The sequence below is a fragment of the Hoeflea sp. CAU 1731 genome, assembly GCF_039888615.1.
GTDB lineage: Bacteria > Pseudomonadota > Alphaproteobacteria > Rhizobiales > Rhizobiaceae > Flavimaribacter.
In genome coordinates this window covers 152,904-165,389 of record NZ_JBDQQS010000012.1, presented here as the reverse complement: position 1 = coordinate 165,389, position 12,486 = coordinate 152,904, and the positions used below count along the sequence as shown (strand labels likewise).

At 60.6% G+C, this 12,486-nt stretch carries 13 protein-coding genes; 1 reads left to right on the top strand and 12 read right to left on the bottom strand.

Annotation, left to right across the window (positions count from 1 at the left end):
- Positions 1-128: 128 nt before the first annotated feature.
- The 10 genes from AAFN47_RS19575 to AAFN47_RS19530 all read right to left on the bottom strand — a co-directional run bounded on the left by AAFN47_RS19575 (position 129) and on the right by AAFN47_RS19530 (position 9,106).
- Positions 129-281, bottom strand: coding sequence for a DUF3096 domain-containing protein (locus AAFN47_RS19575; RefSeq protein ID WP_499810933.1), 153 nt, complete (start codon positions 279-281; stop codon positions 129-131).
- Between the two features lie 94 nt (positions 282-375).
- Positions 376-759: a hypothetical protein gene (locus tag AAFN47_RS19570; protein WP_499810932.1), complete on the bottom strand. Its 384-nt coding sequence runs from the start codon at positions 757-759 to the stop codon at positions 376-378.
- Positions 760-833: 74 nt separating this feature from the next.
- The gene (locus AAFN47_RS19565) at positions 834-1,232 is read right to left on the bottom strand and encodes a F0F1 ATP synthase subunit epsilon (protein ID WP_499810931.1); all 399 of its coding nucleotides are present in this window, start codon (positions 1,230-1,232) and stop codon (positions 834-836) included.
- A 63-nt stretch (positions 1,233-1,295) separates the two neighbouring features.
- Positions 1,296-2,750 carry a F0F1 ATP synthase subunit beta gene (gene atpD, locus AAFN47_RS19560; RefSeq protein ID WP_499810930.1) on the bottom strand — a complete coding sequence of 485 codons (1,455 nt, stop codon included), beginning with the start codon at positions 2,748-2,750 and terminating at the stop codon, positions 1,296-1,298.
- Between the two features lie 25 nt (positions 2,751-2,775).
- On the bottom strand, positions 2,776-3,660 hold the full coding sequence (locus AAFN47_RS19555; protein WP_499810929.1) for a F0F1 ATP synthase subunit gamma: 885 nt from the start codon (positions 3,658-3,660) through the stop codon (positions 2,776-2,778).
- A gap of 42 nt (positions 3,661-3,702) precedes the next feature.
- Positions 3,703-5,232: a F0F1 ATP synthase subunit alpha gene (atpA, locus tag AAFN47_RS19550; RefSeq protein ID WP_499810928.1), complete on the bottom strand. Its 1,530-nt coding sequence runs from the start codon at positions 5,230-5,232 to the stop codon at positions 3,703-3,705.
- On the bottom strand, positions 5,232-5,792 hold the full coding sequence (locus AAFN47_RS19545) for a F0F1 ATP synthase subunit delta (protein ID WP_499810927.1): 561 nt from the start codon (positions 5,790-5,792) through the stop codon (positions 5,232-5,234). Before AAFN47_RS19545 ends, atpA begins: the two co-directional genes overlap by 1 nt.
- Positions 5,793-6,119: 327 nt before the next feature.
- Positions 6,120-6,359 carry a hypothetical protein gene (locus AAFN47_RS19540; protein ID WP_499810926.1) on the bottom strand — a complete coding sequence of 80 codons (240 nt, stop codon included), beginning with the start codon at positions 6,357-6,359 and terminating at the stop codon, positions 6,120-6,122.
- A 161-nt stretch (positions 6,360-6,520) separates the two neighbouring features.
- Positions 6,521-6,910, bottom strand: a complete 390-nt coding sequence (locus AAFN47_RS19535) for an AGROH133_08824 family phage infection protein (protein ID WP_499810925.1) — start codon at positions 6,908-6,910, stop codon at positions 6,521-6,523.
- Between the two features lie 51 nt (positions 6,911-6,961).
- Positions 6,962-9,106: a primosomal protein N' gene (locus AAFN47_RS19530; protein ID WP_499810944.1), complete on the bottom strand. Its 2,145-nt coding sequence runs from the start codon at positions 9,104-9,106 to the stop codon at positions 6,962-6,964.
- A 137-nt stretch (positions 9,107-9,243) separates the two neighbouring features.
- Here AAFN47_RS19530 and fsa point away from each other — a divergent pair, with 137 nt between their 5' ends.
- The gene (fsa, locus tag AAFN47_RS19525; RefSeq protein WP_499810924.1) at positions 9,244-9,897 is read left to right on the top strand and encodes a fructose-6-phosphate aldolase; all 654 of its coding nucleotides are present in this window, start codon (positions 9,244-9,246) and stop codon (positions 9,895-9,897) included.
- Positions 9,898-10,291: 394 nt separating this feature from the next.
- Here the strand turns inward: fsa and AAFN47_RS19520 are convergent, their stop codons facing one another.
- Positions 10,292-11,428 (bottom strand): AAA family ATPase, encoded by a 1,137-nt coding sequence (locus AAFN47_RS19520; protein ID WP_499810923.1) that lies wholly within the window; start codon positions 11,426-11,428, stop codon positions 10,292-10,294.
- Between the two features lie 18 nt (positions 11,429-11,446).
- The gene (locus AAFN47_RS19515) at positions 11,447-12,355 is read right to left on the bottom strand and encodes a GNAT family N-acetyltransferase (protein WP_499810922.1); all 909 of its coding nucleotides are present in this window, start codon (positions 12,353-12,355) and stop codon (positions 11,447-11,449) included.
- Positions 12,356-12,486 lie beyond the last annotated feature (131 nt).

The window sequence follows — 12,486 nt, the reverse complement described above, 5'->3', positions numbered from 1 at the left end:
AGGCGAAAGCTCGAACATATGAAGACCTTTGGAAGGCCGTCGGACATGTCTGCAGCCTGTTCACACCGCAAGAATGCTGGAACTACTTCAGATCAACAGGATGCGTTGCATACTAATCGCCCGCTGCTCTAACCAAACAGATGCGGATAAAGGCCGGTCAGGCCAAAGATGATGAGATAGGCCGCCACGATATAGTTGAGCGTGCGCGGCGCGATCAGAATGATGATCCCGGCGATCAGCGCGACCAGCGGCTGAATGAAAATGACGTTGTCTGCGGTCATGAAACTCTCCTCGAATCAAGGCCGACACGGCCATGGCAGATCATAAGCATGACCTTGGCGATTGGCTGAAGGAAATCTGGAGTATGAGCGATCTCTACTGGAAATACACCAGAATCATTGCGACCAGATAGGAAGGAACAACGCCGATACCGATCACATAGGGAAGTTCCGAAAGACGCGTTTGAGGGAGGGAACGCAGGCGCAGGCGCAACGGGATCTCGATGGAGAAGAGGAAATAGACAAAGCCGCCGAACATGACCGGGCCGTACCAATACACTATCTGTTCCAAGGCCATATCGCTCGAAATCAGCCACATGAGGTAACGAATGATTGCGATGTAGACCAGGCACTGGATAATCGAAGCGACGACGCCAGCCACTGGTCTTCCGATCCACAACAGGGCGGCCGGCAGATAAAACAGAAAGGCGACCAGCAGCGTCGGCCAAAAGCTTCGCGGTTTCGCCTGTTGCCGGGTCATGGTCGGACACTGCGGTTCACAAACAAAAGGCGGGCCACGAGCCCGCCTAGAAAGTCAGCTTCTTTTGCACCGGCCTAGACGGCGTTCTGCAGCGTTTCGAGATGATCGAGGTGCTCGGCGATTCGTGTTTTGTCCGCATCGGTCTTGGCGTCCGCCAGGTCTTCGCGCGTGTCCTGAATGCGCTGCTTCAGGGCTTCATTGTCGATGTCCTCGACCCGCACAGCGGATTCGGCAAGCAGCGTGCAGCCGTCGAGCAGGATGTCGGCGAAACCGCCAAAGACGACGTAGCGCTGGTTCTCTCCGGAATCGGTCGTCACCGAGACGATTCCCGGCTTGATCGTCGTCATCGTCGGCGCGTGATGAGCCATGACGGTCATTTCACCGTCGGTGCCCGGTATTATCACCTGCGACACGGCTTCCGAAAGCAGCAACTGCTCCGGAGATACGAGCTCGAAATTGAAACTGTCAGCCATCGGACGTCATTTCCCGTTCGGTCGTGGCGGCCGGGTCATTGCCGGACCCCGTCGCCGCATCAATCAGGCTGCTTCCGCAGCGAGCTTCTGTGCCTTTTCGACGGCCATGTCGATGCCGCCGACCATGTAGAAGGCAGCTTCCGGCAGATGGTCGTACTCGCCTTCGACGAGGCCCTTGAAGCTCTTGATCGTGTCTTCGATGTCGACGAACTGACCCGGCGAACCGGTGAACACTTCGGCGACGAAGAAGGGCTGCGACAGGAAGCGCTCGATCTTGCGGGCGCGGGCAACCGTCATCTTGTCTTCTTCGGACAGTTCGTCCATGCCCAGGATGGCGATGATGTCCTGAAGCGACTTGTAGCGCTGCAGGATCGACTGCACCTGGCGGGCAATGTCATAGTGTTCCTGGCCAACGATCATCGGGTCGAGCATGCGCGACGTGGAGTCGAGCGGATCCACGGCCGGATAGATGCCCTTTTCCGAGATCGCACGGTTGAGAACCGTCGTTGCGTCCAGGTGGGCAAAGGAGGTCGCAGGCGCCGGGTCGGTCAAGTCGTCGGCCGGAACGTATACGGCCTGCACGGAGGTGATCGATCCCTTGTGGGTGGTGGTGATGCGCTCCTGCATAACGCCCATGTCGGTCGCCAGCGTGGGCTGGTAACCCACGGCCGAAGGAATACGGCCGAGAAGCGCGGACACTTCGGAACCCGCCTGGGTGAAGCGGAAGATGTTGTCGACGAAGAACAGCACGTCCTGACCTTCGTCACGGAAATGTTCAGCGATTGTCAGACCCGAAAGCGCAACGCGGGCGCGGGCGCCGGGCGGCTCGTTCATCTGGCCGAAGACCAGGGCGCATTTCGAACCCTCGACGGATCCGTCGTTTTCCTTCGGATCCTTGTTCACGCCGGATTCAATCATTTCCCAGTAAAGGTCGTTGCCTTCACGGGTGCGCTCGCCAACGCCTGCGAAGACGGAGTAACCGCCGTGCGCCTTGGCGACGTTGTTGATCAGTTCCTGGATGAGAACCGTCTTGCCCACGCCGGCGCCGCCGAACAGGCCGATCTTTCCGCCCCTTGCGTAAGGCGCCAGCAGATCAACGACCTTGATGCCGGTGACCAGGATTTCAGCTTCCGTCGACTGATCGACATAGGCCGGAGCTTCCTGGTGGATGGCGCGGGTGTCGGAGGTCTTGACCGGGCCTGCCTCGTCAATCGGCTCGCCGATGACGTTCATGATGCGGCCGAGTGTCTCGGGACCAACCGGAACAGCGATCGGCTGACCCAGGTCCACGACCTGCTGACCGCGGACCAGACCTTCGGTGGAGTCCATCGCGATGGTGCGGACGGTGTTCTCGCCGAGATGCTGCGCGACCTCGAGGACCAGGCGAACGCCGTGGTTGTCGGTTTCCAGTGCGTTCAGGATCGCCGGAAGATGGTCTTCGAACGCGACGTCGACGACAGCGCCGATCACCTGCGTCACGGTGCCGGTTACACCGGCTTTTGTGGTTGCCTTGGCCATAATCGTACTACCTCATTCAAGAGTCTCAGAGCGCCTCGGCGCCCGAAATGATTTCAATCAGTTCCTTGGTGATCTGCGCCTGGCGCTGGCGGTTGTAGCTCAGCGTCAGCTTGTCGATCATCTCACCGGCGTTGCGGGTCGCATTGTCCATGGCGGACATGCGCGCGCCCTGCTCGGACGCATTGTTTTCCAGCAACGCGCCGAAAATCTGCACGGCGATGTTGCGCGGTATCAGATCATTGAGGATCGATCCGGCGTCCGGCTCGTAGTCGTAGACAGCCGACGCGTCCTGATCCGCATCGTCGCTCTCGCCGGCGGGGCTCGCCGGAATGAGCTGCTGGGCGGTCGGTATCTGGCTGATGACCGACTTGAACTCGGAATAGAAAAGGGTGCAGACATCGAACGCGCCTTCGTCGAACAGCCCGATCACCTTGCGGGCGATCTCGTCTGCGTTGACAAAGCCGATATTCTTGACTTCGCGCAGATCGACGCGGTCGATGATATGCGAACCAAGGTCGCGGCGCAGAATGTCGTAGCCCTTCTTGCCGACACAGAGGATCTTGACCTCCTTGCCGTCGGCAATCAGGGAGCGGGCGTGCTCGCGCGCCAGTCTCGCGATCTGCGAGTTGAAGCCTCCGCAGAGGCCGCGTTCGGCCGTGCAAACCACCAGGAGATGGGTCTGGTCGCTTCCGGTTCCCGTCATCAGCCGCGGCGTGTCATCCCCGTCCGACACTGCATTCGCGATGTTGGCGAGCACAGAACCCATGCGCTGGGAATAGGGACGCGCGGCTTCGGCCGCTTCCTGGGCGCGACGCAGCTTCGCCGCGGCGACCATCTGCATCGCCTTGGTGATCTTCTGCGTCGCCTTGACCGAGGCTATCCGGTTTCTCAGATCCTTGAGTGAAGGCATCCGTTATCCGTCCGTTCTCGTTGTTCAGCCGTCGGCTATCGTTCAGGCGAAGGATTTGGCAAAATCATCGATTGCTGCCTTGAGCTTTTCGGTGATTTCGTCGGTCAGCGCCTTTTCGGTGCGAATGGCTTCAAGCACGTCCTTGCCGTCGCCACGCATGTGGGACAGAAGACCCTGCTCGAAGCTGCTGACCTGGTTGAGCGGAAGCTTGTCGAGATAGCCTCTCACTCCGGCGAAGATCACAGCCACCTGCTCTTCCGTCTTGAGCGGCGAGAACTGCGGCTGCTTGAGCAGTTCGGTCAGACGCGCGCCGCGATTGAGCAGACGCTGGGTCGCGGCGTCGAGGTCGGAGCCGAACTGGGCGAAGGCCGCCATCTCGCGATACTGCGCCAGTTCGCCCTTGATCGATCCGGCGACCTGTTTCATCGCCTTGATCTGCGCGGACGAACCCACGCGGGACACGGACAGACCGACGTTCACCGCCGGACGGATGCCCTGATAGAACAGGTCCGTTTCCAGGAAGATCTGGCCATCGGTGATGGAGATCACGTTGGTCGGAATAAACGCCGACACGTCGTTGCCCTGGGTTTCGATGACCGGCAGGGCCGTCAGCGAACCGGAGCCGTTGTCGGCGTTGAGCTTCGCGGCGCGTTCGAGCAGGCGCGAATGGAGATAGAAGACGTCGCCCGGATAGGCTTCGCGGCCCGGCGGACGACGGAGCAGCAGTGACATCTGGCGATAGGCGACAGCCTGCTTGGACAAATCATCGTAGCCGATCAGGGCGTGCATACCGTTGTCGCGGAAGTATTCGCCGATCGCGCAGCCGGCGAAAGGCGCCAGGAACTGCATCGGAGCAGGATCGGAAGCGGTCGCGGCGACGATGATCGAATATTCAAGCGCGCCGCGCTCTTCGAGAACCTTCACGAACTGCGCGACGGTGGAGCGCTTCTGGCCGACAGCGACGTAGACGCAGTAGAGCTTGTCTTCTTCCGGACCGTTGTCGTGGATCGGCTTCTGGTTGAGGAAAGTGTCCAGAATGATGGCGGTCTTGCCGGTCTGGCGGTCGCCGATAACGAGCTCGCGCTGGCCGCGGCCGATCGGGATCAGCGCGTCGATGGCTTTCAGTCCGGTCGACATCGGCTCATGCACCGAGCGGCGCGGAATGATGCCAGGCGCCTTGACGTCGACGCGCGAACGCTGGGTCGCCTTGATCGGACCCTTGCCGTCGATCGGGTTGCCGAGGGCGTCGACCACGCGGCCGAGTAATTCCTTGCCGACGGGAACGTCAACGATGGCGCCGGTCCGCTTGACGGTGTCGCCTTCCTTGATGTCGCGGTCGGAACCGAACAGCACGACGCCGACATTGTCGACTTCGAGATTGAGCGCCATGCCGCGAATTCCACCGGGGAATTCCACCATCTCGCCGGCCTGGACGTTGTCCAGACCGTAGACGCGGGCAATGCCGTCGCCGACGGACAGAACCTGTCCGACTTCGGAAACTTCCGCTTCCTGGCCAAAGTTTTTGATTTGATCTTTTAGAATTGCGGAGATTTCCGCGGCGCGGATGTCCATCAGCCGACCTCTTTCAGTGCAAGCTTAAGGGTGGAGAGTTTTGTTCGAATGGATGTGTCAATCTGACGCGACCCGATCTTGACGATCAGACCGCCGAGGATCGACGGGTCGACGGTGACATTGGCTGCCACGTCTTTTCCGGTCACGCTTTTCAGCGCTTCCGCAAGTTCTTTTTCCTGGGCCGCCGTCAGCTTGCGGGCGGAGACGACCTCCGCCGAAACTTCGCCGCGATGCTTTGCGGCAATGGCGCGGTAGGCCCGGATAATGCCCGGAATGGCGAAAAGCCGGCGATTGCGCGCAACGACGCGCAGGAAGTTTCCGACCAGACCCTGGAATTCCGCCTTTTCGGCGATGGCCGAGATGGCCTTGAACTGCTCCTCTGCGGAGAAGACCGGGCTTTCGATCAGCCGGCGAAAGTCCTCGCTCTCGCTAATCATGGTCTCGAGACGGGTCAGTTCGTCACCAACGGCTTGTTCGGATTTTCCTTCCAATGCCAGCTCGAAAAGCGATGATGCATAGCGTTGCGCAACACCGGATATGAGCGAAGTTGTGTCTGCCACGGGCACAATTATCTCTGAACTGAATTCGAAGATATGGAATCAGAATCCTGAGATTCTGCAAATCTTTGAATTTGTTTCGATTTTTTCCGGCGCGAATTGAGTTTCCACAATGCCCCGCCGGAAATTCGAGCCTCGTCTAGCATAGCTATGTGGGAGTCGCAACACGCTTTGACACATGCTTTTGGATGAGCGTGGACAAAAGAGTCGCTCAACGCTGGCAAAAACCGCAAACGCCGGAAATGCGGCGGTTCAGGGCCTTTCAAGGAAAATGGCCGCCGCGGATGCGACAGCCATTGTTTCATACTCTCCGCTTTTGGCTTTGAGCGGTCAATAGACCGGATGTGGAGGCGGAGGGGGCGGGTTATGCGGAGCCTTGACCACGATGACCGTCGGATGACCATGCGGCGGAGGCGGGGGCGGAGGAGCCGGCTGATGCGGCAGGACGACGACCACGGCGCCATGATGCGGCGGAGGGGGAGGCGCTGCATTGGCGCTTGCCAGTGGAACGGCGGTGGCTGCGATCAGCGTGCAGCCGGCGATTGCTGATAGTATTGTTGAGCGTTTCATGACTGAATTCCTCTTTGTTCGAGTTCATCAGGCAGTCGTGTCAGGTCGACAGGCTTGGCATTGGCTGTCTGAATACATTATTGATATGCTGATCGAAATCCGAAAATTCAACAGGCCTTCACGGCGTATTCGACACGCCAGCCATGCAGAATTGCGCAAGCTTAGACGAGCTGGAAGACATAGGCCAGCGGCCCTGCCGCCAGAAGCAGCTCGATCACTGTCTGCAACACCTGGATCCGCGACAAACCCCGGTCTACGACAGCAGTCACGACGCGTCCGAGCACCGTGATCGCCCAGGACGCGCCGAGCACCAGATAGACGAAGGGCTGCGCGAACATGATTGAGCCAATACCGCCAGCCAGCAGAAAACCGGCCATGACCGACCGGATCTCGGCGACCGCGTCATCCCGGCCCGCGACGGTTCCGATTCCCATTGCACGCAACGTAAGCCGCGGCAGAACGAACACCATGAGTCCCAACAGCGCCGTCGCCGCAGCGCTTGCAAAGGCCAGTGCCTCGCCGGTCGATGTGGGATAGGGAAATTCGATCATGGTGACCCTCCTGCCGCGAACGCGAATCGCTCCGTCGCGACAATAGCGCAATTACAGAAAACTCTGCGGATCGATATCGATCTGCACCCGGACCGAGCCGCGCGGCTTTGGTCCGGCTTCGATCATCCGGGCGACATAGGATTGAATATCCGACTGCTTGCGTCCGTGGACAAGCAGCCGGTAGCGATAGCGCCCACGGACCAGCGCCAGCGGCGCTTCGGCCGGACCGAGCACGCGAATGTCGGCCAGGCCAGGCGCGGCGCGGCGCAGGTCCCGCGCATGATTTTCCGCCTCGCTCCGGTGCGCGGCCGAGACAATGAGCGCGGCAAGCCGGCCGAATGGCGGCAGGCCCGCTCTTTCCCGCTCGGCGATCTCGCGTTCATAGAAGGTTTCCGGATCACCGGACACGATGGCGGAGATCACCGGATGCTGTGGCTGATAGGTCTGCAGGAAAGCGCGGCTCGCGAGACCACTGCGGCCCGCGCGCCCCGAGACCTGCGACAGAAGCTGGAAGGTCCGCTCGGCGGCGCGCGGGTCGCCATTGCCGAGACCCAGATCCGCATCGACGATCCCGACCAGCGTCATAAGCGGAAAATTGTGACCCTTGGCGACAAGCTGCGTGCCGATGACGATATCCGCCTCGCCATTGGCGATCGCCTCAAGCTCCAGGCGCAGCCGCTTCACCCCCCCCAGCATGTCGGAGGACAGCACGATGGTGCGGGCGTCCGGAAAATGCCGGTCGACTTCTTCCGCGATCCGCTCGACGCCGGGACCGCAAGCAACCAGATGGTCGAGCGCGCCGCATTCGGGACAGGCCTCGGGCGCCGGTTCGTGATGGCCGCAATGATGACACTGCAGCTGACCGCGAAACCGGTGCTCGACGAGCCAGGCCGAGCAGTTTGGGCATTCAAAACGATGACCGCAAACCCGGCATAGCGTCAGCGGCGCGTAGCCGCGCCGATTGAGGAACAGCAGCGACTGTTCTTCCCGCTCGAGCGTCTGCCGGATTTCACCGATGAGCACGGGCGAGAGAAAACCGCCGCGTTCCGGAGGGTGGCGACGCATGTCGATGCAATCGATATCCGGCAAGGCCGCCCCTCCGAAGCGTTCCGGCAGCCGGATATGATGATATTTGCCCGTATCCGCATTGACCCGGCTTTCGATCGACGGGGTCGCCGAGGCGAGCACCACGGGAAAGCGGCCGAGATGCCCGCGCACCACGGCCATGTCACGGGCGTTGTAGTGAACGCGGTCCTCCTGCTTGTAGGCGGTGTCGTGCTCCTCGTCGACGACGATCAGTCCGAGTTCACGAAACGGCAGAAACAATGCAGAACGGGCGCCGGCCACTGCCCGGATCTCGCCGCTTGCGACCTGTCTCCAGACCTTTTCACGCATGCGGGGGGTCACGTCGGAATGCCATTCGGCCGGACGGCTGCCGAATCGCGCCTCGAAACGTTCGAGGAAGGTGGCGGTCAGGGCTATTTCGGGCAGGAGGATAAGGACCTGACGGTCCGCCGCGAGGCGATCGGCCACCGCCTCGAAATAAACCTCGGTCTTGCCCGATCCGGTGACGCCGTCGATGAGCGTGGTTTTCGGCGGACTAGCTGCGACGAATTCGACGAGCTCTTCGACGGCGGAACGCTGTGCGGGGCTGAGTTTCGGCTCGGCGTAGCCGACATCCGGCTCGGCGACGACCGGCCGGGGCGGAATGAGAACGGTTTCCAGCACGTTCTGCTTCACCAGGCCCTCGACGACGCTGGCGCTTACGCCGGCGGCGTGGGCGAGCCCGGTTTTGGTCCAGGCAAAACCGTCGCCCGCCATTTCGATCACCCGTTCGCGCGCCGCCGTCATCCGCTCCGGCCGGCTCTCTGTCAAACGCAACCCCTTTTCCGGCGGCTCAGGCTCAAGCGCCGCGGGCGCCCGCAGGGCCATGCGCGCGACCATGCCCGGCGGGGACAGCGTGTAGGCTGCAACCCAGTCGATGAAACGGCGCATCTCCTCCGATATCGCCGGACAGTCGAAGACCTGGGTGATCGGCCTCAGCTTTGCAGAGGCCACGCCGTCCGTCTCGCCATGCCAGACAACGCCGGCGACCTGGCGCGGCCCGAGCGGCACCTGCACCACGTCGCCCGGCCGCGCCTGCATGCCTTCCGGCACGGCGTAGCTATAGGGACGAGGGGTCGGAACCGGCACCATGACCGGCACGGTTTCGGTTGCCGGCAGGCCGATCTGCAATTGCCGCGAATCTTTCATTGTACTGGTGACCTTGCCCCGCGATTGGGTTAAAGGGAAGCCATCAAAAAAGTCAAACCGCTTTGTCAGGCGAGGAAACCATGAAATTTTTTGTCGATACGGCCGATGTCAGCGAAATCCGGGAACTGAACGACACCGGACTGCTGGACGGCGTGACCACCAATCCGTCGCTGATCATGAAATCGGGTCGCGACATCGTCGAGGTGACGAAGGAAATCTGCGATATCGTGGACGGACCGGTCTCGGCGGAAGTCACGGCGACGGAATACAGGGAAATGCTGACACAGGCGGCGTTTCTCGCCAAGATCGCCGACAATATCTGCATCAAGCTGCCGCTCACCATGGACGGGCTGAAGGCCTGCAAGGCGCTGACCTCCGACGGTCACAAAACCAATGTCACGCTGTGCTTTTCCGCCAATCAGGCGCTGCTTGCCGCCAAGGCCGGCGCGACCTTCATCTCGCCCTTCCTCGGACGGCTCGACGATATGGGCATCGACGGCATGGAGTTGATTTCGGAGATCCGCACGATCTACGACAATTACGACTTCGACACGGAAATCCTGGCCGCCTCGATCCGCACCGTCAATCACGTCAAGGACGCAGCGCTGATCGGCGCCGATGTCGCGACCGTGCCGCCCGCGATCCTGAAGGCGCTGGTCAAGCATCCGCTCACCGACAAGGGCCTCGACGCCTTCCTGGCGGACTGGGCCAAGACCGGCCAGAACATCGGCTGATCTGACGCTATTCGAACAGGGATTCGCGACGTAGACATTCGCGGATCCTGACGATTCTCCGATATCGAAAGCAGACGCTAATACATAAACAATTGTTTTTATTGAATAATTTATAATATCTGCACTATATGGCCAAATCTGGCTTTGTTTCGGGAATCCGGGGTTTCGAGCTCTTCAAGCAAGTCTGGCTTCGTTTCGGGAATCAGGCTTTTTCATCTCTCGTGCGATTTGGCTTTGTTTCGGGAATCCCGCTTTTCGCTTGAGATCAACCAGTCCCGCCGGCTTTTCACACGATCGCTTGTAAGGTGTATGATAGCACAAAACGCCCTGAACCGCAGCAATAATGTTCTTTTTTTGTTCTGAACACGGTTGATGAACCGCGACAACCCGTCGCCTAATCTTCCTCGTCGCGCATTTCGCCGGTAATCGACAGGCCTTCGATATCCGTTGCGCCGTCACGGCGTATGACTGTCCGCGCACGCGCGCCGCAGCGCTCGGTGATGGCCTCTGCGAGAACGGTCGAATGGGTCACCACCCAGACCTGGCTGTCTGCCGAGGCGCGCCCGATCATGGCGGCGAGCGCCGGCAGCATATCGGGATGAAGGCTCGCCTCCGGTTCGTTCAGCGCAATAAATCTGGGTCGCCGATAGGACAGCAGCGCCGCCGCCAGCGCGAGAAAACGGATCTGGCCGTCCGACAGCTCCCGTGGCTTGAATATCCGGTGCGGGAAATCCGGAACGACAAGTCCGAACTCCGCCGTCTCGTCCGGTTCGGGCACAGACAGGGCTGCGCCGCCGAAGGCGTCGTAGACGGCGCGGTCGAGATCGATCGTGTCCTGCCTTGTGTGGGCGAGCGTTGCGAAGACGGCCGCGAGATTGGCGCCGTCCTCGTCGAGCATCGGCGCGGTCACCGGCCGGCAGGGCTGGCGAAGCGGTGAACCTGCGTCGGTCCTGAATCCGTGGTAGAAGCGCCATTGTCCGAGCGTGTGGCGCACCGTGCTGATTTCCGGATAATGGCCGGCGTCGCCCAGAAGGAACAGCGCCGTTTCCGAGACCAGCGGAGCGTCCGGATAATCTTCCATGCGGCCGTCCGCATTGCGCACTGAAATGTGGGCGCGCTCGCGGCGCATCATCACATGCGGTCGGCGCCCTGTGTCGACGCTGAGCTGCTCCGCCTTGACCTGCGCTTCGTGGGTGAAGCCCGCCGCCGCCTTGGGAGGGCGGAAACCGCATTCGACCTCGTAGGTGTAGACAACGCCGCGTTCCTCATCGACGATTTCGGCCGAAAGCCTGATCCGCGCCTTCTTGTGCTTCGGCGTGTCGCCGCTCCAGTAGGCCGAATAGATTCCGCCCTCTGCGGCGATCTCGTGGGCGAGCTGTCCATCAGCCGCGGCCTTGATCAGTTGCAGGGCGCGATAGAGATTGGACTTTCCGGCGCCGTTCGCCCCGACGAAGAGGTTGACCGGTCCAAGATCCATGCGAATCGCCCGCAACGACCGGTAATGTTCGGCGCGCATCGATCTCAGATACATGGAAATCGGGGGCGTCCGTCAGGATTCGAGTTTGAATCGACGGCCTGCGTCTTCGGGCAGACCGTGTACGCAATGGCGTTCGAGCGCCTTGGTGACTTCCGCCGGATCGCCGTCGAGCTCATCGGGCTGGATGAGGTGACCGATCTTGAAATTGAAGGTCTTGCTCTTCTTGTTGAGCACTTCGTGGAACACGGTCATATCGCGCAGTTCCGTCGACCAGCGCGACAGCCAGTAGAACAGGCCGGAATTGCGGGCCGACATATGCACCGGAAGGATCGGCATGTTGTACTTGCGCGCAAGGCCGACGGCGGACGGTTTCCATGGGCGCTCGTTGAGCTTGCCGTTCTCCCAGTAGGCGATGCGGCCCGACGGGAACAGAACGGTCGCCTTGCCTTCCTTGACCGCATGATTGGTCAGGCGCAGCGTTTCGCGCGCTTTCAGCTTGCTCTTGAATTCGTCGCGCCACTCGACCGGGATGATGATCTCCACGTAACGCGGATTGACGCGAAGCGCGTCGCGATTCGCATAGATCATCATGTCGGGACGGCGTACTTTCAGCAGATCGAACACCGCGACGCCGTCGGCGATGCCGGTCGGGTGATTGCTGACGAGAACAAATCCGCCTTTTTCAGGAATCCGCTCGCCATTCTCAACCTTGATTTCGAGATTGAGCATGTCGCTGGCGAACTGCATCGCGTCATAGCCGGGTAGATTGGCGATGGCGTCGGCGAACTCGATCGCCTGGCGGTAGTGCAGGATCATATAGAGCATCGGCCGCAGAACCGGCCAGAACGGGTTGTTGACGATCTTCTCGCCGCGCTCTGCGATCAACTGATCGACGATATGGCCCGGCTGCCCGTATGAATAAAGGGCGATCCGGTCTGCCAAAGAATCGAGGCCCGTCAGTTGAAACCGCTTCTGTGACATGATGGTTCCCCGCTAGTACGCTATGAGTCTATTACAGCCGAATGTGTACTCATAATGACACGCGCGGGCGCCTCCCCTTACAACTGGATATACTGACGTTGCACAGTCATTTACGCATTAACTTAAATCTA

Excerpts from the sequence above, each read along its gene's own strand:
- AAFN47_RS19515 (WP_499810922.1), bottom strand. The coding sequence starts at position 12,355 with ATGTCACAGAAGCGGTTTCAACTGACGGGCCTCGATTCTTTGGCAGAC.
- AAFN47_RS19535 (WP_499810925.1), bottom strand. The coding sequence starts at position 6,910 with ATGATCGAATTTCCCTATCCCACATCGACCGGCGAGGCACTGGCCTTT.
- AAFN47_RS19575 (WP_499810933.1), bottom strand. The coding sequence starts at position 281 with ATGACCGCAGACAACGTCATTTTCATTCAGCCGCTGGTCGCGCTGATC.
- AAFN47_RS19570 (WP_499810932.1), bottom strand. The coding sequence starts at position 759 with ATGACCCGGCAACAGGCGAAACCGCGAAGCTTTTGGCCGACGCTGCTG.
- atpA (WP_499810928.1), bottom strand. The coding sequence starts at position 5,232 with ATGGACATCCGCGCCGCGGAAATCTCCGCAATTCTAAAAGATCAAATC.
- fsa (WP_499810924.1), top strand. The coding sequence starts at position 9,244 with ATGAAATTTTTTGTCGATACGGCCGATGTCAGCGAAATCCGGGAACTG.
- AAFN47_RS19530 (WP_499810944.1), bottom strand. The coding sequence starts at position 9,106 with ATGGTGCCGGTTCCGACCCCTCGTCCCTATAGCTACGCCGTGCCGGAA.
- AAFN47_RS19565 (WP_499810931.1), bottom strand. The coding sequence starts at position 1,232 with ATGGCTGACAGTTTCAATTTCGAGCTCGTATCTCCGGAGCAGTTGCTG.
- AAFN47_RS19555 (WP_499810929.1), bottom strand. The coding sequence starts at position 3,660 with ATGCCTTCACTCAAGGATCTGAGAAACCGGATAGCCTCGGTCAAGGCG.
- AAFN47_RS19540 (WP_499810926.1), bottom strand. The coding sequence starts at position 6,359 with ATGAAACGCTCAACAATACTATCAGCAATCGCCGGCTGCACGCTGATC.
- atpD (WP_499810930.1), bottom strand. The coding sequence starts at position 2,750 with ATGGCCAAGGCAACCACAAAAGCCGGTGTAACCGGCACCGTGACGCAG.
- AAFN47_RS19520 (WP_499810923.1), bottom strand. The coding sequence starts at position 11,428 with ATGTATCTGAGATCGATGCGCGCCGAACATTACCGGTCGTTGCGGGCG.